The 18,072-nt window shown below is 68.1% G+C and carries 18 protein-coding genes and 5 pseudogenes; 16 read left to right on the forward strand and 7 right to left on the reverse strand.

Annotated elements, in window-relative coordinates:
- The first annotated feature begins 1,012 nt into the window (after nucleotides 1-1,012).
- The 5 genes and pseudogenes from ACH4SP_RS11740 to ACH4SP_RS11760 all read left to right on the forward strand — a co-directional run bounded on the left by ACH4SP_RS11740 (nucleotide 1,013) and on the right by ACH4SP_RS11760 (nucleotide 4,192).
- Nucleotides 1,013-1,852 carry a class I SAM-dependent methyltransferase gene (locus ACH4SP_RS11740; protein ID WP_398413250.1) on the forward strand — a complete coding sequence of 280 codons (840 nt, stop codon included), beginning with the start codon at nucleotides 1,013-1,015 and terminating at the stop codon, nucleotides 1,850-1,852.
- Nucleotides 1,852-2,883, forward strand: a complete 1,032-nt coding sequence (locus ACH4SP_RS11745; RefSeq protein ID WP_398413253.1) for an L-histidine N(alpha)-methyltransferase — start codon at nucleotides 1,852-1,854, stop codon at nucleotides 2,881-2,883. Before ACH4SP_RS11740 ends, ACH4SP_RS11745 begins: the two co-directional genes overlap by 1 nt.
- A 314-nt stretch (nucleotides 2,884-3,197) precedes the next feature.
- A complete protein-coding gene (locus tag ACH4SP_RS11750) occupies nucleotides 3,198-3,356 on the forward strand; it encodes a hypothetical protein (protein ID WP_398413254.1) in 159 nt (52 codons plus the stop codon).
- Nucleotides 3,356-3,499, forward strand: a pseudogene (locus tag ACH4SP_RS11755) (winged helix-turn-helix domain-containing protein); the annotation flags it as partial. The gene ACH4SP_RS11750 and the pseudogene ACH4SP_RS11755, both read left to right, overlap by 1 nt.
- Nucleotides 3,500-3,561: 62 nt before the next feature.
- Nucleotides 3,562-4,192, forward strand: a pseudogene (locus tag ACH4SP_RS11760) (transposase).
- Between the two features lie 5 nt (nucleotides 4,193-4,197).
- Here the strand turns inward: ACH4SP_RS11760 and ACH4SP_RS11765 are convergent.
- Entirely contained in the window at nucleotides 4,198-4,737 is a 540-nt protein-coding gene (locus tag ACH4SP_RS11765) for a GNAT family N-acetyltransferase (RefSeq protein WP_398413258.1), read from the reverse strand.
- A gap of 1,159 nt (nucleotides 4,738-5,896) precedes the next feature.
- Between ACH4SP_RS11765 and ACH4SP_RS11770 the strand changes: the two genes are divergently transcribed.
- The gene (locus tag ACH4SP_RS11770) at nucleotides 5,897-6,274 is read left to right on the forward strand and encodes a transposase (protein WP_398413537.1); all 378 of its coding nucleotides are present in this window, start codon (nucleotides 5,897-5,899) and stop codon (nucleotides 6,272-6,274) included.
- On the forward strand, nucleotides 6,237-6,548 hold the full coding sequence (locus ACH4SP_RS11775; protein WP_398413260.1) for an NIPSNAP family protein: 312 nt from the start codon (nucleotides 6,237-6,239) through the stop codon (nucleotides 6,546-6,548). The genes ACH4SP_RS11770 and ACH4SP_RS11775 overlap by 38 nt, the downstream gene beginning before the upstream one ends.
- Here the strand turns inward: ACH4SP_RS11775 and ACH4SP_RS11780 are convergent.
- Entirely contained in the window at nucleotides 6,545-7,231 is a 687-nt protein-coding gene (locus ACH4SP_RS11780) for a hypothetical protein (protein WP_398413262.1), read from the reverse strand. The two genes, ACH4SP_RS11775 and ACH4SP_RS11780, sit on opposite strands and share 4 nt — an antisense overlap.
- Nucleotides 7,232-7,254: 23 nt before the next feature.
- On the opposite strand from ACH4SP_RS11780, the gene ACH4SP_RS11785 reads away from it, so the two are divergent.
- The 3 genes and pseudogenes from ACH4SP_RS11785 to ACH4SP_RS11795 all read left to right on the forward strand — a co-directional run bounded on the left by ACH4SP_RS11785 (nucleotide 7,255) and on the right by ACH4SP_RS11795 (nucleotide 8,605).
- Complete coding sequence (locus tag ACH4SP_RS11785) at nucleotides 7,255-7,587, forward strand: hypothetical protein (RefSeq protein WP_398413264.1); 333 nt, start codon at nucleotides 7,255-7,257, stop codon at nucleotides 7,585-7,587.
- Nucleotides 7,588-8,036: 449 nt separating this feature from the next.
- A pseudogene (locus tag ACH4SP_RS11790) lies at nucleotides 8,037-8,270 on the forward strand (hypothetical protein); the annotation flags it as partial.
- 200 nt (nucleotides 8,271-8,470) lie between these two features.
- Nucleotides 8,471-8,605: a hypothetical protein gene (locus ACH4SP_RS11795; RefSeq protein WP_398413266.1), complete on the forward strand. Its 135-nt coding sequence runs from the start codon at nucleotides 8,471-8,473 to the stop codon at nucleotides 8,603-8,605.
- A gap of 82 nt (nucleotides 8,606-8,687) precedes the next feature.
- On the opposite strand, the gene ACH4SP_RS11800 is transcribed toward ACH4SP_RS11795, so the two are convergent.
- The 3 genes from ACH4SP_RS11800 to ACH4SP_RS11810 form a co-directional block, all read right to left on the reverse strand.
- On the reverse strand, nucleotides 8,688-9,005 hold the full coding sequence (locus ACH4SP_RS11800) for a hypothetical protein (RefSeq protein ID WP_398413539.1): 318 nt from the start codon (nucleotides 9,003-9,005) through the stop codon (nucleotides 8,688-8,690).
- A gap of 87 nt (nucleotides 9,006-9,092) precedes the next feature.
- Entirely contained in the window at nucleotides 9,093-9,437 is a 345-nt protein-coding gene (locus tag ACH4SP_RS11805) for a hypothetical protein (protein ID WP_398413268.1), read from the reverse strand.
- A 252-nt stretch (nucleotides 9,438-9,689) separates the two neighbouring features.
- Nucleotides 9,690-10,196, reverse strand: coding sequence for a MarR family winged helix-turn-helix transcriptional regulator (locus ACH4SP_RS11810; RefSeq protein ID WP_398413271.1), 507 nt, complete (start codon nucleotides 10,194-10,196; stop codon nucleotides 9,690-9,692).
- Nucleotides 10,197-10,503: 307 nt separating this feature from the next.
- On the opposite strand from ACH4SP_RS11810, the gene ACH4SP_RS11815 reads away from it, so the two are divergent.
- Together ACH4SP_RS11815 and ACH4SP_RS11820 are read left to right on the forward strand one after the other, a co-directional pair.
- On the forward strand, nucleotides 10,504-11,007 hold the full coding sequence (locus ACH4SP_RS11815) for a cupin domain-containing protein (protein WP_398413273.1): 504 nt from the start codon (nucleotides 10,504-10,506) through the stop codon (nucleotides 11,005-11,007).
- A 53-nt stretch (nucleotides 11,008-11,060) separates the two neighbouring features.
- Nucleotides 11,061-11,558 (forward strand): annotated as a pseudogene (locus tag ACH4SP_RS11820) (IS5 family transposase); the annotation flags it as partial.
- Here the strand turns inward: ACH4SP_RS11820 and ACH4SP_RS11825 are convergent.
- Nucleotides 11,547-11,958 (reverse strand): annotated as a pseudogene (locus ACH4SP_RS11825) (transposase); the annotation flags it as partial. The pseudogenes ACH4SP_RS11820 and ACH4SP_RS11825 sit on opposite strands and share 12 nt — an antisense overlap.
- 200 nt (nucleotides 11,959-12,158) lie before the next feature.
- Here ACH4SP_RS11825 and ACH4SP_RS11830 point away from each other — a divergent pair.
- The 3 genes from ACH4SP_RS11830 to ACH4SP_RS11840 all read left to right on the forward strand — a co-directional run bounded on the left by ACH4SP_RS11830 (nucleotide 12,159) and on the right by ACH4SP_RS11840 (nucleotide 15,586).
- Nucleotides 12,159-13,178 carry a hypothetical protein gene (locus ACH4SP_RS11830; protein ID WP_398413275.1) on the forward strand — a complete coding sequence of 340 codons (1,020 nt, stop codon included), beginning with the start codon at nucleotides 12,159-12,161 and terminating at the stop codon, nucleotides 13,176-13,178.
- 546 nt (nucleotides 13,179-13,724) lie between these two features.
- A complete protein-coding gene (locus tag ACH4SP_RS11835) occupies nucleotides 13,725-14,906 on the forward strand; it encodes a hypothetical protein (protein ID WP_398413278.1) in 1,182 nt (393 codons plus the stop codon).
- A 134-nt stretch (nucleotides 14,907-15,040) separates the two neighbouring features.
- Complete coding sequence (locus tag ACH4SP_RS11840) at nucleotides 15,041-15,586, forward strand: transposase (protein ID WP_398413541.1); 546 nt, start codon at nucleotides 15,041-15,043, stop codon at nucleotides 15,584-15,586.
- Between the two features lie 335 nt (nucleotides 15,587-15,921).
- Here ACH4SP_RS11840 and ACH4SP_RS11845 read toward each other — a convergent pair whose 3' ends face one another.
- Nucleotides 15,922-16,509, reverse strand: coding sequence for a TetR/AcrR family transcriptional regulator C-terminal domain-containing protein (locus tag ACH4SP_RS11845; RefSeq protein WP_398413543.1), 588 nt, complete (start codon nucleotides 16,507-16,509; stop codon nucleotides 15,922-15,924).
- Between the two features lie 79 nt (nucleotides 16,510-16,588).
- On the opposite strand from ACH4SP_RS11845, the gene ACH4SP_RS11850 reads away from it, so the two are divergent.
- On the forward strand, nucleotides 16,589-17,947 hold the full coding sequence (locus tag ACH4SP_RS11850) for an FAD-dependent monooxygenase (RefSeq protein ID WP_398413280.1): 1,359 nt from the start codon (nucleotides 16,589-16,591) through the stop codon (nucleotides 17,945-17,947).
- The last annotated feature ends 125 nt before the right edge of the window (nucleotides 17,948-18,072 follow it).

Consider the following 18,072-nt stretch of genomic DNA (forward strand, 5'->3'; position numbering starts at 1 on the left):
CCTGACCGCCAGGACGGCATCGGGTCTGGCGCAGGGCCGCCAAGGCGGACAGGGAACACGAAGCCGAGCCATCACGTGGGGTCCGCACGGGACCTCGGTGAAGCTTGCGGAGGCGGTTGTCGATAGAGACCAGCCCGGAGCGCGGCAGCTCCAGCCTCTGTGGCGCCGCGTGACCCGCAAGCCCACAAAGACGCGAGCACAGCTGCTCGACAGCGCGCTCGAAGCGGCACGCACCGCCTGGAAAGCCGTGCGAGATTGGACCCGGTGCTACCGTCGCGCACTTGTGCGTCGTGCAGGGTGCCACTGCCGGCGAAGAGGAAACGATCGCGAATCAGTCCACCCTCCTCGACGGAGCACGGATCGGTGCGCGCACCATGATCGTCGCCGGGTCCCTCCTCACTGCCCGGCGCCGTGATTACCGAAGAAGCCCTTGTCATGGGGCGGCCTGCCCAGGTCAAGGGCCCCATCGAGGGGCCAACGCGCAAGAGCGGATGCGGGCCGGTCCCGGGATCCATCAGGACCTGGCCCGGCGCCACGGCAACGCTGTCCGACTCCTCGTGCAGTGAACCGCCGACGGCTTCCGGCGCCGGACCGTGCCGTCCCACCTGGACGAGTGGCCGATCGTCGAGGGCACCGTGATCTGTCTCAAGGCCGGCCGTCTGCCCAACGGCGCGGACCCCGAGCCCGTCCGGCTGTGGTAGTCGGGTACCGGTCTCGGTATGCGCAGACAACGCACGGCGAGACCAGCACGTTCCATCCGCAAGATCGTTCTCTGAAGCGATACCGGAGCGCCGACGACAAACGCAATGCCGTGGCGGCATTGACGATGAACGGCAGCCTGAAAGGTCGCGGCCCGCACCCGAGCTCGTGGTGTTCCACGATGGTCGGCAAGAATCCCGCACGGCAGGCTGGCTCCTGATCATCGACCTCTGATCGATGACCGATGCGCTGCGTCCCCGGGACCTCGCCGAGCGGCGCCGGACCGGATCGCAGCGCGTACCGAAGGAGCCTTGTGCAGACCATCAATTCCACTGCGGGCTGGACCGCGGCGGCCCGAGAGCTGGAGAACGCGCGGGAGGACCGGTTCCTGGCCGACCCGCTCACCCTGTGCACGGAGGCGGAACGCCGTCAGTGGCACGACGTCGTGGTGTCCGTGCTCGGTTACTCGCCGCCGGTCGTGTCCGTACGTGCCCGGCTGGGCGACGAAGTGGTGCGGGCGGCCGCCGCCGACGGCGTACGACAGGTCGTCTCGCTGGCCGCCGGCCTGGAGTCACGGGTCTTCCGGCTCGACCTGCCGGCAGACCTGCTGTATATGGAGGTCGATCTGCCCGCGCTGTTGGAGGCAAGGAGCGAACGCCTGGCCGGGGCCGGGCAGTCCTTACGACCGACCTGCCGCAGGGCCGAGGTCTCCGCCGACCTGAGCAAGGACTGGAAGCGCCCGCTCGAAGACGCCGGATTCGACCCAGGGGCCCGCACGATGTGGGTGGTCGAGGGACTGCTGCCCTATCTGGAAGCCGATGTCTGCCGCACACTGCTGCGTACCGTACGGGACCTGTCGGCCCCCGGGAGCCGGCTGTGGTGCGACCACATCCACCCCGACGTGCTCACCGCGAAGCACTACGCGCCGGTCCTCGACCGCCTTGCGGAACTCGGGGTTCTGTGGGCGAGCAGCTGGCCGGATCCCGTGGCCCAGCTCAAGGCCGGCGGCTGGGAGGCCGGTGCCTGGACGGTCAAGGATCTGGCGTACCCCCGGCCCGGCAACCCTCCGGCGGCGTGGATGCCACCGGTTCCCGCCAGGGCGGACACCTCCGACTCCGGATACCACTGGCTGATCTCGGCGCACACCGACTGATGGCGTCCTCGGTTTCCCCACGCAGCGAAAGCAGGCCGCAGGCCATCGGTGCGCAGGCCCACCCCGAAACGACGACGGCCCAGCACCACGAGCTGCTGTCCGGACTGACCGCACGGCCCAAGCACCTTGCCACCAAATGGCTTTACGACGCCTGTGGCAGCGTGCTCTACACGGACATCATCCGGCAGCCCGAGTACTACATCGACGAGGCCGAACGCGAGATCATCGGCCGACACGGTGCCGAGATCGCCGCGCTGACCCGCGCCCGGTCCTTGGTGGACCTCGGCTCCGGCTCCGGCCGCAAGACCCGCCTGCTGATCGACGCCCTCCTCGCCACCGGCTCGCTGGAGCAGTGCGTGCCCGTCGACGTCAGCAGCGCCGCACTGCGGACCGCAGCGCGAGCCCTGGGCTCCGACTATCCAGGGTTGCGGATCCTGCCGTACGCCGCCGAATTCACCGCCCCGCTCGACCTGAATCCACAGGACGGCCCCGTCCTGTTGACCTTCTTCGGTGCCACCTTCGGAAATTTCCGCCCCCTGGAGCGGCGAAGGTTCCTGGCCGCCCTCCGGGGCCGGATGCGCCCCGGCGACGCGCTGCTCCTGGGCACCGACCTGGTCAAGGACGTGGCCACCATGACGGCCGCGTACGACGATCGCGCCGGGGTGACCGCAGCCTTCGTCAAGAACGGTCTGACCGTACTCAACAGGGAACTCGACGCCACCTTCCGCCAAGGCGACTTCACTCACCGCGTCACCTGGAACCCCCACCTGGAGCGCGTGGAGAACGCACTGCAGGCCCGGCGCGCACACCGCGTCGACCTCGCCGCGCTGGGCCGCACCATCTCCTTCGACCACGGAGAGCTGCTGCATGTGGGGGTGTCGACCAAGTTCCGTGAGCGAGGCGTCCGTGAGGAGGCTGCGGCCACGGATCTACGGGTGAGCCACTGGTGGACCGACAACGCCCGGCGCTATGCCGTATCCCTCATCACGGTCGCCGACCACGCCCATGCCCACGGCACGCACCCGCACTGAAACAGCTCCGGTGTCGTTTCGTGGGGGCATCACGCTGCTGGCCGAATGGCCCGCCGACCAGGCCGAGCGCATGCGGTTGTGGCTCTCCAACCTGCCCGAGAAGAACCCAAGGTCCACCCCGGGGCCTCCTGGATCAGGCGGCGAAACCAGCAGGGGTTCGCGCCAGTTGAGAGTGGCTTCGCCGGTGGGTCTGCGGGCCTGCGGGCCATGAGGGCGGTCATCGCGAGGTGGATCGTGGCTTCGGAGCGGCGGCGGTTTCGTGAGGGATCCGGTATGACGCGGGCGTGCGGCTCGCTCGCGGGGACAGGGCTGCGGTGATCGCGAGGGATCTGCGGGTGAGTGAGCGGTCGGTGGAACGCTGGCGGCGTGCGTGGCGGGAGTGCGAGAGGGACGCTCTCGCCTCCCGGCGCCGGCGCCGGCGAGGTTGCCGAAGCTGTCCGAGGGCCAATGTGCCGAGCTGGAGAAGGAGTTGATGCTGGGACCGGCCGTGCACGGCCGGGAGGACCAGCGGTGGACATGGGCCCGGGGCAGGGTGCTGATCGCCCGGAAGTTCCGGATCGCGTGCTCGATGGCGGGGGTGGGGCGGCTGCTGCACCGGCACGGCCGGTCCTGGCAGTGCCCGGCCCGCCGCGCACTGGAGCGCGACGAACATGCGGTGGAGCTGTGGAAGAAGGACGTGTGGCCGCAGGCGGAAACACGGCGGCGGCGCCCGGAGCTCACCTCGTCTTCGAGGAGGAGGCCGGATTCTCGACGACGCCGCCCAACACCCGCGCCTGGGGGCGGCGCGGGCACACCCCCGTCGTACGAGTCCGCGGCCGGTCCTGGCGTCCTGCGAGATCGCTGCCGTGTGCTGTGACGGGCCGGGGGAAACCTCCCGGCTCATCCACCGGCCACGCCGCCACCGAAAGCACCGGGGCTCCGGGCGCAACAGCTTCGCTGGACCGACTACCGGGACCTGGCCGTCCGCGCGCACACCCAGCTCGGCACCCCCAACGTCCTTGACTGGGACAGTCTGAACACCCATCGGACGGCCGGGCTGCGGCAGTACGCAGCCGATCACACCTGGCTCACCATCGTCCAGCTCCCTTCCTGCGCACCGGACTTCAATCCGGTCGAAGGCATCTGGCCGCTGATGCGGCGCGGCCCGCCGGCCAACGTGGCCTTCACCGACGACGAACACCTCGAACGCACCCTTCGCCAGGGACTCGGCCATGTCCAGCGCCATCCCGAACTCATCGAGGGTTGCCCGGCCGAGACCGGCCTGGCCCTCCACCATCCCTCCCCGACATCAAGCCGAAGGGATCAGTAATGAGCTCAACCGGACGGCGTGGCCGGGGGCCGCAAGCCGAGCCACTGTTCGGCGTCCCAGGCGTGGAAGCGCTCCAGCTCGGTGAACCCCAGCTTTGCCGCGAGGCGCATTGAGCCGACATTGGCGGTCTGAGTGGCGAGCACCACCGGCTCGCCGGGAAGGACGCCGTCGAACCAGTCAAGTGCCGCCGTGCACGCTTCGGCGGCATACCCGCAACCCCACGCCCGCGGCAGGAACAGGTAGCCGAGATCAGCTTTCCCCACGGCAGCCGGCCGATGGTGCCCCGGTGCTCTCCTGAGCAGGATCTGGCCAATCATCGCTCCGTCGAGATCAACGACGAAGCTCCCCGGCCACCGCTCGGGCACGCCGGGCACCTCGCGCTCAAGCTCGTCACGCGGTCGGGGACCACCAAGGTAGGTGTGCACCTCCGGCGACGCCAGCATCTCGATGAACACCGCACGGTCTCGCGCCTCGGGCTCACGAAGCACGAGCCTGTCGGTCCTGATCGGGGCAGGTGGCCAGGCGACGGGTCCGAGCTCAGTCATACCGGTCAGCCAATCAGCAGGCTCGACAACGATCAAGACCCGGGCCGCCCAACCCACCTGCCCTGAACCGTCCGTCTTCCCTCACGCTCCCTCCCACAAGCCACAACCTGCATGGCCCGTCCTGCGGGTGCCTGCTCCCCGCACGCGGGGATGGACCGCACCCGGCTCCGCCGCCAGCTGCCCCCGTGCACGCGGGGATGGTCTCGTGCCGAACACCGCAGCGCGCATCCAGGCCGTTTTCCCCGTCCCCGCACAGGCATACCGGCTCCTGGTGGCTGCCGATCTCCTGTAGTCCGCAAGCCGGGGCCGTCCGTCGCCGTCGCCGTGTGCAGGCTGGTGGTATCGGCGGACGCCGCAGTTGGCTGACGGCAGGCCGCGCGGTATCTGCCCTGCTCACGAGGTCAGGCTCAGGGCGCCGATCATCACCGGTCCGGGGCCGAACCGCCGGGTGAGTCGACGGGTGGTCAGTGCGGCGAGGATCTCTCCGGTGGCGGGCCCACGCTCATCACGAGCGCGAAGACCTCGGGCGGCCAGGGGAGTTCGGTCACGAGGTTTGTTTCCGCAGAGGTCGTGTCCCCTGCATGTCGTGCCGCTTTGCGCCGGACCTGAACCTCTGGCCCGTGTCCCACAGCGGAGGACCATCGAGTCCGATTCCGCGCGAGTGATGTGATGGAGGTCACGTCTCGTCGAACCTGGCGGCTACGGAGCACTCTGCGGCCAGGAGGAGTCGAGAGTGATGATCTCGATGCTGTCTGCCGACATGGCCGCGGGTTGACCCAGGCTTCGCAGATACGTTCAGAGGGCGTCGCCGCAGCGTCGGTAAAAGTGGTGGTTCGGTCAATGAACTCCCTTCAGTCTTCCTGGACTTGGTCACTCGGCTAGCGTCCTGGTAATGGTGACTGACCAGCCCTTTCGGGAGGATGTGGCTGCTCCGTCGGGTGCGATGGTCACCGTGGCACCGCGCGGCCCTTCACGATCCAAGCGGCACAGGCCACAGCGAGCGGCAGATCCCGGGCCGGCACGCCAATGGCACTGCCGGACCTGGACGGATGCGAACAGAGCAGCCCGGAGTCGAACGACATCGGCCAGGCCATCGACGCGTCCCTGACCTGGCAACGCGACCACATCCGAGCATCAGCAACGAACTTCACCCAAGCCGCTGAGAACGGAAGGACAAACTAAGGCGCGGTGCACCTGCTCGAAAACCGGCGGCCGGTTTCTCTCCCGGCAACCGCGAGATCGGGAAGAAGCTCTCGACCACGCCCGAGCCCAGCAGACCGACGAGCAGCGGCGCGACAAGTACGCCGCCCGCGCTGGTGTCGAGGGAACCATCCACCAGCCCGTCGCGGCCACCGGCATGAGATACGCCCGCTACCTCGGCCTGCGAAGGACCCACCCGGAGCACGTCTTCACCGCTGGCGTGCTCAACCTGATCCGCCTCGACAACTGGTGGAGCGGGCATCCTTGGGACCACACCCGTCACACGGCATCATGCAGGCATGATTACTGTTCATCTGAAGTACGAGATCGACGCTGACAAGCTTGAGGATTTCGAAGAATACGGTCGCCGCTGGGTCCGGCTCGTCAACCGTTTCGGCGGGACGCACCACGGCTATTTCCTGCCGAGTGAGGGTGACAGCGACATCGCCTACGCCCTCTTCTCTTTTCCCAGCCTGGCCGCGTACGAGCAGTACCGCACGGACAGCATGTCCGACGCGGAGTGCCAGGCTGCGTTCGAACTGGCTCGTGACACCCGCTGCATCAAGCGGTACGAGCGCCGCTTCCTCCGGCCGCTCGACGGCCTGTCCTAGACCGCCGGGAAGTGCGTGGTGCGACCCTGCCGCGCGGCGGTGCGCAGTGCTGCGATCACGGCGGTGGTTGTCGGGTTCGCGGTTTCGGTGCGACGCGTCGCGACGAACAGTAGGCGCAGGATCGACCGATCCTCGATGGGTGCCGTGCGGATTCCGGGTGTGGCCGGGTCGATGGCCGCTCGGGGGACGAGCACGATGGCGAAGGCGAGCTGGGCGGTGATGTCGGCGGTGATGTAGCGCGTCGTGGGTGTGAAGCCGACCTGGTGGCAGGCGTGCAGGATGGCCTGTCCGCTGTCCGCTGTCCGCTGTCCGCTGTCCGCTGTTCGTGGTCCGTGGTCGGCGGCGGCACGGCGAGGCTGTGCGTGGCCAGTTCCCGCAGGGCGATGGGCCGCTCGTCGGCTTGGTCGGTCGAGGTGACGACGAGCAGCGGCGAGATCTCCGATGCCCCGGGGCGCGGTATCGGGTAGGTGGTGATACCGCTGCCCCAGCACCACATCGACGGTGCCGAGCGTGAGTTCTCGCAGTTGCGCCTGGTCGGTGACAAGACAGGTCACGATGAGCTGCGGGTGGTATGAGACCAGTGCGGTCGGCGCGGGGGCCACGATCCTGGCGACGGTCGACGGCAGCACGCCGTCCCAGCGGCTGTGTCCGCCGCCCAGGCGCACGGTGAAGCGGGACGTCATGCTCCGGAGAGCGCGGACTTCTGGTGGGGCATCGCCGTGGGCGCCGACCACGGGGTGGCGGCGTACTGCCGCACCTGCACCACCTCGCGCGCGGGGAGACCCGCGAAGCCGTCCACTGGCGGCAGCAGATGGTGCAGACCGCCGCCCTCACCGACGAGGAGCCGGTCGACGAACGGTTCCTGGAGTGGATCGACGTCCTCGCGCACTGGGTGCGGGCGAACGGGTACGCCGTGACCGGCCCCACGGAACTCCTGCGAAGGGAGATCGCCCGGCTCGCCTGGAACGGCTGCCGCGTCATCAGCCACGACCCCGACGAGCGTCTCGCCGAACGGCTGCGCGACTTCGTCCGTCGCTGAGCCCCACCCGCACAAAAGGGGAGGGGAGCCCCTTGCCGTCCTCGGTTCCTGGGCCACCGGCCGGACAGGGCTCCCCACGCAGCAACCCCGTGAGAGACCACTGCCACGACAACCAACCACGCCGCACGTGCCGCCGCATCACAACTGCTGCGCGGCGCCTGCTACGGAGCGGGCACCGACTGCGCCAGCCTGCTCGCGCTGTGGGTCCAGAGCCGCGTGTAGCGGGGCCGGAGGACAAGACGGCTACCCTGTCCGCCGTGTCGTTGGTCAGGTCGACGGGAATCTCCCGTCGGTCTGACTGGTCGGCCGGCTGGTCCAACTGCTGTGGGCACTGCTGCTGTTCGTTGTGATGTTCCTCAACCTGGCGGGTGGGTGCACAGCTTGAGAGCTGCCCAGTTCACCCACCGTGTTGAAGTCGCTGTACGGGCCGATGCCGACACTGGCGGGGGCCGGAGGAACGGGCGCCCACCGCCTTCGCCCGCGGCCAGCTCACCGCGGTCCGCATCTCGGTTTCGCAAGCGATCGGCCACCCCATCAGCTGGGACGACGAGCCGCGCCCCCTCCACCGCGGCCAAGAGAGCCCAAAGGAGGAAGGCTGTCTGGCCACCGGCCTCGGCTGGCTCAGCCTCCTGTCGTGGGGCCTGCTGGGGATCGCCTTCTTTGCGGTCTGGGCACTGGGCCTCGTGACCCTCGCTCGCTGCCCTGGTCCTAGCACGACGTGGTACCTCCCAGCCGACCTCCCACGCGTGCGCCCACTCCAGGATTTCTGCGGCGCCCTGACGAGCGACTGCTTCCGGGGCCTGGACCAGCCCTTCGCGCAGGGCTGGGAAGTTCGGGCTGGTTCGGCGAGGTCGAGGGACTACAGGTCAGCTTCGACGCCGCGATGGCCAAGCTCAACAGCCTCAAGAACACCCCCGCCGACGGACGCCCTCAACTGGTCGACCTCGGCATGCCCATCCGCACCGACAACGCACCACCGCCTCAACCCGAGGCAGGGGACCCCGGGCTGCCAGGCTGACGACTTCCCACCACCGAAGCACTCACCGGCCCCGCCCCAGGCGGGGCCGCTCTCGCTACCGTGGTCAGGAGATCGGGCCCAGCTACTTTTCAGGTCCACTGTCCTGGACCGGGCACTGCCAGTCGGCCGCATCGATCGCATCGCCCGCCATGTCACTGAGGTGGAAGCAGTTGCCGTTGGCCCACACCGTGACCGCATCCCGCCGATGGTCGACCTGGAACGGCTCGTCCCCACGCAGTGTTCCGGGCCAAGAACCGTCTTCTGTCGGCGAGTGAGTGACAACGACGCAGGTCTGCCCCGGCAGGAGCTGGTAGGCATCTGCCCACGGCTCCACGGTCAGCTCCAGCGGTGCTTCACCGTCGTTGCTGACCAGCAGCCGCGCGGTTCCCCCAGCGAACATCTCAAGCACCTCTCATTGGCCCTGCGGCGATTTCGCCTGCGCCCCAAAGATGGGCCAGGCCCCTGCCTCGACTGCTGATCTGGCGACTCAGGACCGCAGAGTTTCTCCTTGCGGGTCAAAGCAGATCAGCCCGTACGCGCGCGCCGGCGCAGCGGCATACTCGGAGACTTCTTCGGCCCTGCAGGACATGAGTACGTACACGATCGGCCCCGAGGCTTCGTCGATGACCGGAGGAGATACCCATGGACTGTCATGGGCATCCTCCGGACAGCGCTCGACCAGGGCGTCCACATAGGCCTCAATGCGCGGGGAGGGCAGCGCAACCGCATCCCCTGAGTCGAGGTAGCGTTCGTACAACTCATCGAAGGCCGAGCCCGCCTCATCGTCATCGAGCGGGCGCTCACCGTCCCACACAGCAAGGTCATGGCTCACGACCAAATGTTCGCAGGCGTGGCGACGGATCGAGTCAGTGCCTCGGGTGCTGGGCCGGCCACTGCCAAACTTGCGGCGGCTTCAACGCCCCAGCCCGCTTGTGCGCTCAACTTTGATCGTTCTTTAGATCGTGTCCCATGTGGGGGCATCCTTCGCGGGGCGGGGGAGTGTGGGGCTGGATCGTGCCGGGCGGTTCGTGGGAGGTCGCTTCACCTCTGACGCTGCCTCAGAGGCAGGCCGAGTTACTCACGGTCAGTCGAGTGCGATGTCGCCCTGGGCGGTCAGGATCTTGCGTAGGCCGGAGGAGATCTGCTCGCGTTCGTGCGGGGCGAGGGGCGAGAGGATCTCCTCGTAGTCGCGCAAGTGGGCGGCCAGCGCCTCGACGGCGAGGGTTGTGCCGCGTGCGGTGAGGCGGATCTGCACCGAGCGGCGGTCGCTGTTCTCACGGACGCGTTCGACCAGGCCTTTGTCCTCCAGGCGGTCGATGCGGTTGGTGACGGCGCCGGGGCTCACCAGGGCGGCCTTGGCGAAGGCGCCGGCGGTGAGGGTGTAGGGCGGTCCGGAGCGGCGCAGCGTGAAAATCATGTCGAGTTCGCCGAGGTTCAGGCCGAACGCGTCGGACAACTTCTTGAAGTGCCGGTCGTAGACGCGCTGCATCCGCTGGATGCGCCCGAAGATCTCCATCGCCCCCAGGGCGTCGGCCAGTTCGGGGCGCTCCGTGCGCCACTGCTGGGCGATCAAGTCCACCGCATCGGTCATTCCGGCGCTCCCGTGCCATGTAGTTCAACCTTAAGAGACTTGCCGTTGAAGGGTACGGCATGATTTTATTTCGACGTCGAAAGATCCAACGTCAAAGCATGCGCCTGGAGTGCCGCCATGTATCACTGCCCTCACCGCCCGGTCGCGCCCCTGACCTTCACCTTGCGCTGAGGGGGCCACCCCGGCTGACCTCGCCAACACCAACACCAACACCAACACCAACACCCTGATCCCCGGCGGCCCGGCAGCGTGCTCCCGCCGTTCACGCGGGATGAGCACCCCCAAAACCCTTACGAAAGGCTCTGCCATGTCCTACCCCGCACCCCGTTACCACGGCGACAAGGGTGAAGTGAACGCCTCCTTCCGTACCGCCGATACCCCGCCCGACCTCACCTCGCCCCGCGGTGATGCCTACCGCTACCTCGCCACGCACGAGTCCACCGGCGGCGAGTACGGCCTCTACCAGGTGGACCTGGCGGCACGGGCTGCCGGAGCCAAGACCCACTTCCACAAGGCGATGTCAGAAGCCTTCTACGTCCTCTCCGGCGAACTGGAACTCTTCAATGGTGACAAGTGGGTGACCGGCCGAAGCGGCGACTTCCTGTACGTACCGCCCGGTGGCGTGCACGCCTTCAAGAACGCGACCGACGAGCCCATGTCGATGCTCATGCTCTTCTCCCCGGGCGCCCCGCGCGAGGAGTTCTTCGAAAGGGTCGCGGAAATGTCACAGCGCGGCAGCGAGGAACTCAAGGAGTTCCGCGTACGGCACGACAGCTACTTCGAGGAGGACTTCGAGGCTGGGGTGGTGTAACGGACTGCAGTCAAGACCGGCCCCTGTGCGGTGAGGCGGAGTGGACCCTCAACATGGGCCAGGGGACGTGGAGTTGGATTGTTCCGGACGGGCTGTGGGAGATCGTCAGGCCGCTGATCCCGCCGTCGAGGGGGCGGCCGCAGGGCGGTGGAACGCAGAACACTCCTGAGGAGACGTTGTTCGCGGCGATCGTGTATGTGCTGGTCAGCGGGTGCCTCTGGCGGGCGTTGACGCCGTGCTTCGGGGTGTCGAAGTCGACGGTGCACCGCCGGTTCCTGATCTGGTCGAGATCCGGTGTGTGGGGCCGGCCGCACGCAGCGGTGTTGCACCGCCTCGACGACGCCGGTCTCATCGATGTCTCCCGCGTTGTGCTGGACTCCGCGTACGTGCGGGCAAAGGGGGGCGAACACACAGGTTCGAGCCCCGTGGACCGGGGCAAGCCGGGTTCCAAGATGCGCATCCTGTCGGACGCGAACGGACTGCCCCTGGTCGTCGGCCTCTCCGCCGCCAACGTCCACGACAGCCTCGCACTGAAGCCTATGGTCCAGGGGACGGGCCCGGAAGACGGTCAGCTCCGCGTCGAGGTCACCGCAGACCCGTAATGCCTCGGACTTGGAGATCCCGCTGTCCCCGCCCAACGCTTTGACCAGATCGTCCACGCTGCGGGTGGACACACCGTGCACGTATGCCTCCATGGTGACGGCATAGAGGGCCTGGTCGATGCGCCGCCGGCGCTCCAGCAGGGACGGGAAGAACAACCCGGTGCGGACTTCGGGGGATCGCCAGGTCCAGATCCCCGGCCTGCGTGGTCAGTACTCTCTCGCGGTGCCCGTTGCGCATCGTGGTGCGGGCGGCGGTGTGCTCACAGGTCTCCGCGCCGATGTGGGCGGTGGCCTCGGCTTCGATGAGTTCCTGCAGGATCCGCTGGGCCAGGACCCTGACCAACTCGATTGGGTGTGGCTCTTGGCTCGTACAAGATTTTCGTAGCCGTTGATCGACTCAGTTGAGGTCGTGACATGTCGTTGCTCCAGCGGGATGCTGACGGTGTGTGATGACGTGTTGGAGCTGTTGCCGCAGCTTGCTGCGGTGGAGGTCGGCGCCAGGAACTGGAGGCGGACTGTGCTGCCGCCCTCGTCGTTGGCGGTCTGACCATGGCTTCGGCCTTGCAGGCCGTGCACACGCTCGACTCTGTATGGCGCGATTTCCGCTTTCACTGTGTCGCACTTCGCAGCAGCGAGGACCCCCTGCGCGCCTTCCAGCGCGTGCTCGACGACCTTCGGTCCGGTGGGCATCGGATGCCTCCACCGGGGCTGGACGACCGGCAGGCCGCACGCAGCCATCCCTCTCTGGAACGCCGCCTGGCCGCACTCCGCCATATGTCCGATCCCACCCCGCGAAAGGTGAGAACGGACATGCCGTCCCTGCATCTGCTCGGTGAAGACCCCACGCCGTACGCCGAGTTCGCGAGGCACGCCTTCCCCGACCTCGACAGCAACCCGGCCGGGCGGCAGACCGCGGAACGGCTCGCCGCCCGGCTAAGCTCACTCATTGAGCGCTACAACCAATACCGCGGCTACGAAGCGACGCCACTCCCCGCGGTGCTGCCCACGCTGCACGGAGCCGTGCGCCTGTTCAGCCTCGCCCAGCAGTCGGCGCCTGTGGCCGCAGTACTGGCCTCAGCCGAGCGTGCCGAGCAATCAGAGATGCCGCACCGCCCCCTGCTGATCCTGGCTGCCATTCAGACTGTCGCACCGCTCGACCGCCCCCGGCACCTGATGACAGCCGACACCCAGTACGCCACGTACCGCGCTCTGCACGATTCCCGTGTACCCGACCTGATCGAGCACCTGCGGACACAGGGGGTCGACGTCGACCTCCAGCTGCCCTCCCGAGCAATGGCGGAGCCTCACAGCACACCGCGGACCTGGAAGATTCAGCGCTGGGGTGTCGTCGTCGCGGCGGTCACCGGCCCGGTGGCCGTGATCGGGCTCTACCCTGATCCGGAATGGCGGCCCATCGGCTATGCCGTCGCCGCGTTCATCCTTGCCCTGGTCGTCCGCTACTTCACCACAAAGAACGCGGCACGGCAGCAACGCCTCTTCGTGCGCATCCTGACCATCGTTGTGGTATTCCAGGCGACAGCCATCTACCAGCAGCAGCCCCCGACGTGACGGACACTCGCCATCGGCAGTCGCACCACTGGTGGCCAGGAGGTGGAGATCCTGGGCAAGGGGGAACTCCCGGGAGACCACGCGGTCTGCTGTTTCCTAGGAGCTCGTAACGGGATCTTGCTGAAGCGCCCTGGTGGGACTGAGTGCGCTACGCGGTTGTGACCTCGCTTCTGTGATGGTTACGGCTTGAGCGGTGGCGGTGGCGGGAGTTCGGCGTTCTGGCTTTTCGTGCATCTGGAACTAAATTTCGGCATGATCTGGGCAAAGCTGAACGTGTTTGTCGTTTCAGCCCATTCTGTTCCATGGGTGGGCATGCCGGTGCCATACTGCGGACTCGCCAGGGGCAGCCCAACTCCACTGAGAATTGGGTCAGTTGATTCCGCCGCGGCCCGGCCCCCGCCCGGCGGCGAGTAGCCCAGGGTGTGATCCCTGGCTCTCTTCCAGGCTGCTGGTCTGGTCTGTCGTAGCGATCCGCACCGCCGTGGGTCCTCAGGGGATTCTTCGGTCCCCACCGCCGCGTTGCGGACACGGAAAGGGGACACCACCATGACTTCGACCACGCACACCGGTCTACCGCACCGCAGACTGCGTCACCGGCTGGCTGTCCTGCTCTCCGCGGTGGCACTGGCCATCGGCGGCATGTTCGCCGTGGCGGGTCCCGCGCACGCGGACGACCACATCCAGATCGCCGACTCGGCCGACCCCGTCCCGGTCAACACCTCCTACGACTACATCGTGACCATCCCCGACCCCTTGTACCAGGGCGGCTTCGGTGAAGTCACCATCGACCTCAGCGGGGCGGCGGCCACCTTCACCGGCGTCACCTCCAGCATCCCCGGTGCCCTGTCGTGCAGCGGCTCCGGCACCCACGCCGAGTGCAACTCGGCCGGCCATCCCGGCACCGCCCCTGTCACCATCACCGCCACCGTGCTGCCCACCGCCACGGGAATCGTCACCGCCAACACCCTCCTGGAGGGCATGGGCCCCCTCGGCGCTGACAGCACCACCACCACGATCACCGACGCGCCGCCCGCCGGGGCCGACCTGGCGACGACCGTCGCCGACTCTCCCGACCCGGTCGCGCTCGGTGACTCCTTCACCGACACCGTGACCGTCACCAACAACGGCCCCGGCAACGCCACGTCGGCCGCCACCTCCATCGCCTACACCGGCGCCGCGGTGACCGTGGGCAACGTGACCTCCAGCCAGGGCAGCTGTACCCCCAGCGGCTCCACGGTGAACTGCACTCTCGGCTCCCTGGCCAACGGGGCCTCGGCCACCGTGACGATCACCGCTGACCCCTCGGCGACCGGCACCGTCACCGCGACCGCCACCACCAGCGCCACCGAAACCGACCCGGTGCCCGGCAACAACGTCGCCGCCGAGTCCACCACCGTCAACAACGCCCATGGCTGCACGATCACCGGAACCAGCGGCAGCGACACCCTCACCGGAACCAACGGCAACGACGTCATCTGCGCACTCAGCGGCAACGACACCGTGAACTCCAGCAACGGTGACGACACCGTCTACGGCGGCAACGGAAACGACAACATCACCACTGGCAACGGCAACGACCACGTCTACGGCGGTCCCGGAGACGACACCATCAGCACTGGCAACGGCAACGACACCATCGACGCAGGCACCGGGACCGACACGGTCAACGGCGGCAACGGCACCGACACCTGTCCCGGCACCGAACACCCCACCAGCTGCACCGCATAACAGCCGGAGCAACCAGCACCACCATCCTTGAGCAGCGCGCTCAGCCGCACCCAGCAGAGCGTGACCCGCATGATGATCCGGTCGCTGGCGAGAAGGTGACCAACCGGCCGTGGCTCGTGGACGACGACTTGGGGATGCTGATCGAGCCACTGCTGCCGCCGTGGCCGGAGCGGTCGCCAGGGCCCCGGCCGGTACCGGACCGGCTGTGTCTGCAGGGCCTCCTGTACGTCCTCTACCACGATGTGGCCTGGCAGCACCTGCCACTGGAGCTGGGGTTCGGCTCCGGCCAGACCTGCTGGCGAAGACTGGGCCGTTGGCAGCAGGCGGGCGTCTTCGATCAGATGCACCGCATCCTTCTCGCAACGGGCGTACCCGATGCGAGATGTCGACGGTCGGGGTGTCCGGCGCGAGGGCGAGCGGGACCGGGGTGCCGGGGCGCCACGGCTGGCCGGGCCCGCGGTCGGCGGGGGTCGGCACGCGCAGGAGCTTGGCGAGCCGGGGCCTTGGTGAAGCGGCCGGTGTGGTGGGTTCCGGCGACCGCGCCGGAGCGCGAGCGGCAGGGCGAGCCGGGGGCGGCCGTGCAGCGCGGGCAGGAGTGGCGCTCGGCGTCGTCGGCGTCGCTCGGTGTTCGGTCGCAGATATCTCCGGGTACGGCGTCCCTCCTACCTGCGGTGCCCTGACTTGGGTACCTGCGGTGCCCGGACTTGGGTGAGACGCCCAGCTTGCCCGGCGTCTCCAAGAACTCCGGGCAACTGCCGGTGCGGTCGTCGGACCGGAGAGGCCGCGGCGCCCGCGACCAGCGCGGATGGCTACCGCGCCCGGACTTGCGCGGGACGTCGGGCTGGACACCCGGAGATCTTGGAGACTGCCCGGACTTCGGCGAGACCGGACACTCGGTGTGACTTAGCGCTTCAGTCGGCACTGTCGGCCGACTGAGATGCCGTGTGCACAGGGCCTACGCGGATGGCAGCGCGAAGGCGAGCCGGCGTGGCCCGTCCTGGTGACGGTGCGGCGATCAGTGTTCGGATTCAGGATGGGCCGTGGAGCCGGTCGGGGCGGTGCGCTGCAGGAGGCCGCCGAGGATGAGGGCGAGGCCCGCCTCGAATGCCGCTTCGTGGTCGAGGACCGGGACATCGGCCGGCAGGTCCTCGTTCGGGCCCGCGTCCGCCTGTTCCTCCAGCACGCAGCCGACCGTGTACCGGCCGGCGGCCAGCATCGCCATCTGTGCGTCCTTCTCGGGTACGCCGGAGGCGACGAGGAAGTTCATCTTGTGCCGGATCCGGTCGAGGTCGCCGGCCGGGGTGCTGCCGGCGTGAAGGCGTGCGCCGTCGCGGCGCTGCAGCAAGGTGCGCCGGAAACTGCGCGAGTTCTCCAGAAACCACTCGTGCCAGTCGTCCTTGGGCGTCGGGAGCGGTGCGGTGGTGTGAGGGGCCATGGCGGCCGCGGCCATGGCCGCCAGGAGGTCCTTCTTGGTTCGGAAGTGGTAGTAGAGCGAAGGCTGTTCGACGCCGAGCCGTTTGGCCAGCCGCCTGGTGCTCACGGTTTCCAGGCCCACTTCGTCGAGCAGGTCCAGTGCCTCAGCGACGACGGTCTCGCGGTTCATCTTGGTCACGTTGACATTCTATCGGTGATAGAAGAGCCTGAAGAGGAATCAATCACCGATAGAATCTGGAGTGGCTGTCATGACGGACGAGATCACGAAGCCTCCACTGCGGGTTCTCGTCGCCGGTGGCGGCGTCGCTGGACAGGCGCTGGCCTTCTGGCTCTCCCGCGGCGGTCACCGGGTGACGGTCGTCGAGCGTTTCCCGGCGCTGCGCGCCTCGGGCGCCCAGGTCGACCTGCGCGGGCAGGGCATCGAAGCAGTCGAACGCATGGGGCTGCTGTCCACGGTGCGCAGCCGGCTGGTGGACGAGGCGGGCGTCGCGTTCGTCGACTCCCACGGGAAACCGAAGGCGACGATCATGGCGAACACCTCCGGCCAGGGCCGCCAGACCCTCACCTCGGAGTACGAAATCATGCGCGGGGACCTGGTGCGCATCCTGCACGACGCGGCCAGGGACGACGTCGAGTACGTCTTCGGCAAGGGCGTCGACGGCTTCGACCAGGACGAGCGCCACGTCACCGTCCATTTCTCGGACAGAACCTCCGGCGAGTACGACCTGCTGGTCGGCGCGGACGGCCAGGGCTCACGCATCCGCCGGGCGCTCCTGCCGGAGAGCTTCGACCCGTACTGGCGCATCGGCATCCACATGGCGTACTGGTTCGTGCCGCGCATCGCCTCCGACACCAACATCCGCGACACCTACATGGTCCCGGGCGGCCGGCAGATCATGCGGCGCAGCCACAACGCGACCGAGACCCAGGTGTACTTCGTGATGCGCGAGGAGTCGGCGGAAGCCTCCGAGATCCACCGCGCTCCCTTCGATCGGCAGCAGGAGTTCTGGGCCCGCCGCTTCCGCGATGCCGGATGGCAGACCGAACGGTTCGTCGAGGGCATGCGGACGAGCCCGTTCTTCTACTCCCAGGAGATCGCCCAGGTGCGCACCGACACCTGGTCCAAGGGGCGTGTGGTCCTGGCCGGTGACGCCGCGCACTGCGCCTCCCCCTACAGCGGCATGGGCATCTCCGGCGGCCTGGTCGGCGCCTACGTCCTGGCCGGTGAGATCAACCGGCACGCCGACGACCTGCCCACCGCCCTGGCGAACTACGACCGCGTGCTGCGGCCCTTCGTCGACGGGATCCAGGCCGAGGTGAACCCACGCCTGCTGCGGGTGGGCATGCCCATGGGCCGACACGCGATCAGCGCCTTCCAGACGGCCACCGCGCTCGCCTGCTTCTTCCGCATCCCCGACCTGGTCGCGCGGTTGTCCAAGCAGGAACGCGGCGGCGACTGGCAGCTCCCGACGTACCCTGCCCCGGTCGCCGACCAGAAGCAGAAGCACGTAGAAGCCTCTGATCAGAGGATGCGCCAGCACCCTGCGCTGCCATCTCAAGCGCTCACGGTGCCAACTGAAGTGCTCAAGCGCCAGCTGAAGCGCTGAGTCACACTCGGGGAGGCTTCTTGAGGTGTCCCGTCTCAGTCGATCTGGCTCCTGTCTGAGATGATCTGGTCCAATTCGCTCGCGGTCGCAGTTGATTCGGTCCGTCGAGGGCTCCTCGTAGATGA

This window comes from Streptomyces sp. NPDC021093, assembly GCF_044333135.1.
GTDB lineage: Bacteria > Actinomycetota > Actinomycetes > Streptomycetales > Streptomycetaceae > Streptomyces.

Excerpts from the sequence above, each read along its gene's own strand:
- ACH4SP_RS11745 (WP_398413253.1), top strand. The coding sequence starts at position 1,852 with ATGGCGTCCTCGGTTTCCCCACGCAGCGAAAGCAGGCCGCAGGCCATC.
- ACH4SP_RS11765 (WP_398413258.1), bottom strand. The coding sequence starts at position 4,737 with ATGACTGAGCTCGGACCCGTCGCCTGGCCACCTGCCCCGATCAGGACC.
- ACH4SP_RS11775 (WP_398413260.1), top strand. The coding sequence starts at position 6,237 with ATGATTACTGTTCATCTGAAGTACGAGATCGACGCTGACAAGCTTGAG.
- ACH4SP_RS11780 (WP_398413262.1), bottom strand. The coding sequence starts at position 7,231 with ATGACGTCCCGCTTCACCGTGCGCCTGGGCGGCGGACACAGCCGCTGG.
- ACH4SP_RS11795 (WP_398413266.1), top strand. The coding sequence starts at position 8,471 with ATGGCCAAGCTCAACAGCCTCAAGAACACCCCCGCCGACGGACGCCCT.
- ACH4SP_RS11800 (WP_398413539.1), bottom strand. The coding sequence starts at position 9,005 with ATGTTCGCTGGGGGAACCGCGCGGCTGCTGGTCAGCAACGACGGTGAA.
- ACH4SP_RS11810 (WP_398413271.1), bottom strand. The coding sequence starts at position 10,196 with ATGACCGATGCGGTGGACTTGATCGCCCAGCAGTGGCGCACGGAGCGC.
- ACH4SP_RS11815 (WP_398413273.1), top strand. The coding sequence starts at position 10,504 with ATGTCCTACCCCGCACCCCGTTACCACGGCGACAAGGGTGAAGTGAAC.
- ACH4SP_RS11830 (WP_398413275.1), top strand. The coding sequence starts at position 12,159 with ATGGCTTCGGCCTTGCAGGCCGTGCACACGCTCGACTCTGTATGGCGC.
- ACH4SP_RS11835 (WP_398413278.1), top strand. The coding sequence starts at position 13,725 with ATGACTTCGACCACGCACACCGGTCTACCGCACCGCAGACTGCGTCAC.
- ACH4SP_RS11840 (WP_398413541.1), top strand. The coding sequence starts at position 15,041 with ATGCTGATCGAGCCACTGCTGCCGCCGTGGCCGGAGCGGTCGCCAGGG.
- ACH4SP_RS11845 (WP_398413543.1), bottom strand. The coding sequence starts at position 16,509 with ATGAACCGCGAGACCGTCGTCGCTGAGGCACTGGACCTGCTCGACGAA.
- ACH4SP_RS11850 (WP_398413280.1), top strand. The coding sequence starts at position 16,589 with ATGACGGACGAGATCACGAAGCCTCCACTGCGGGTTCTCGTCGCCGGT.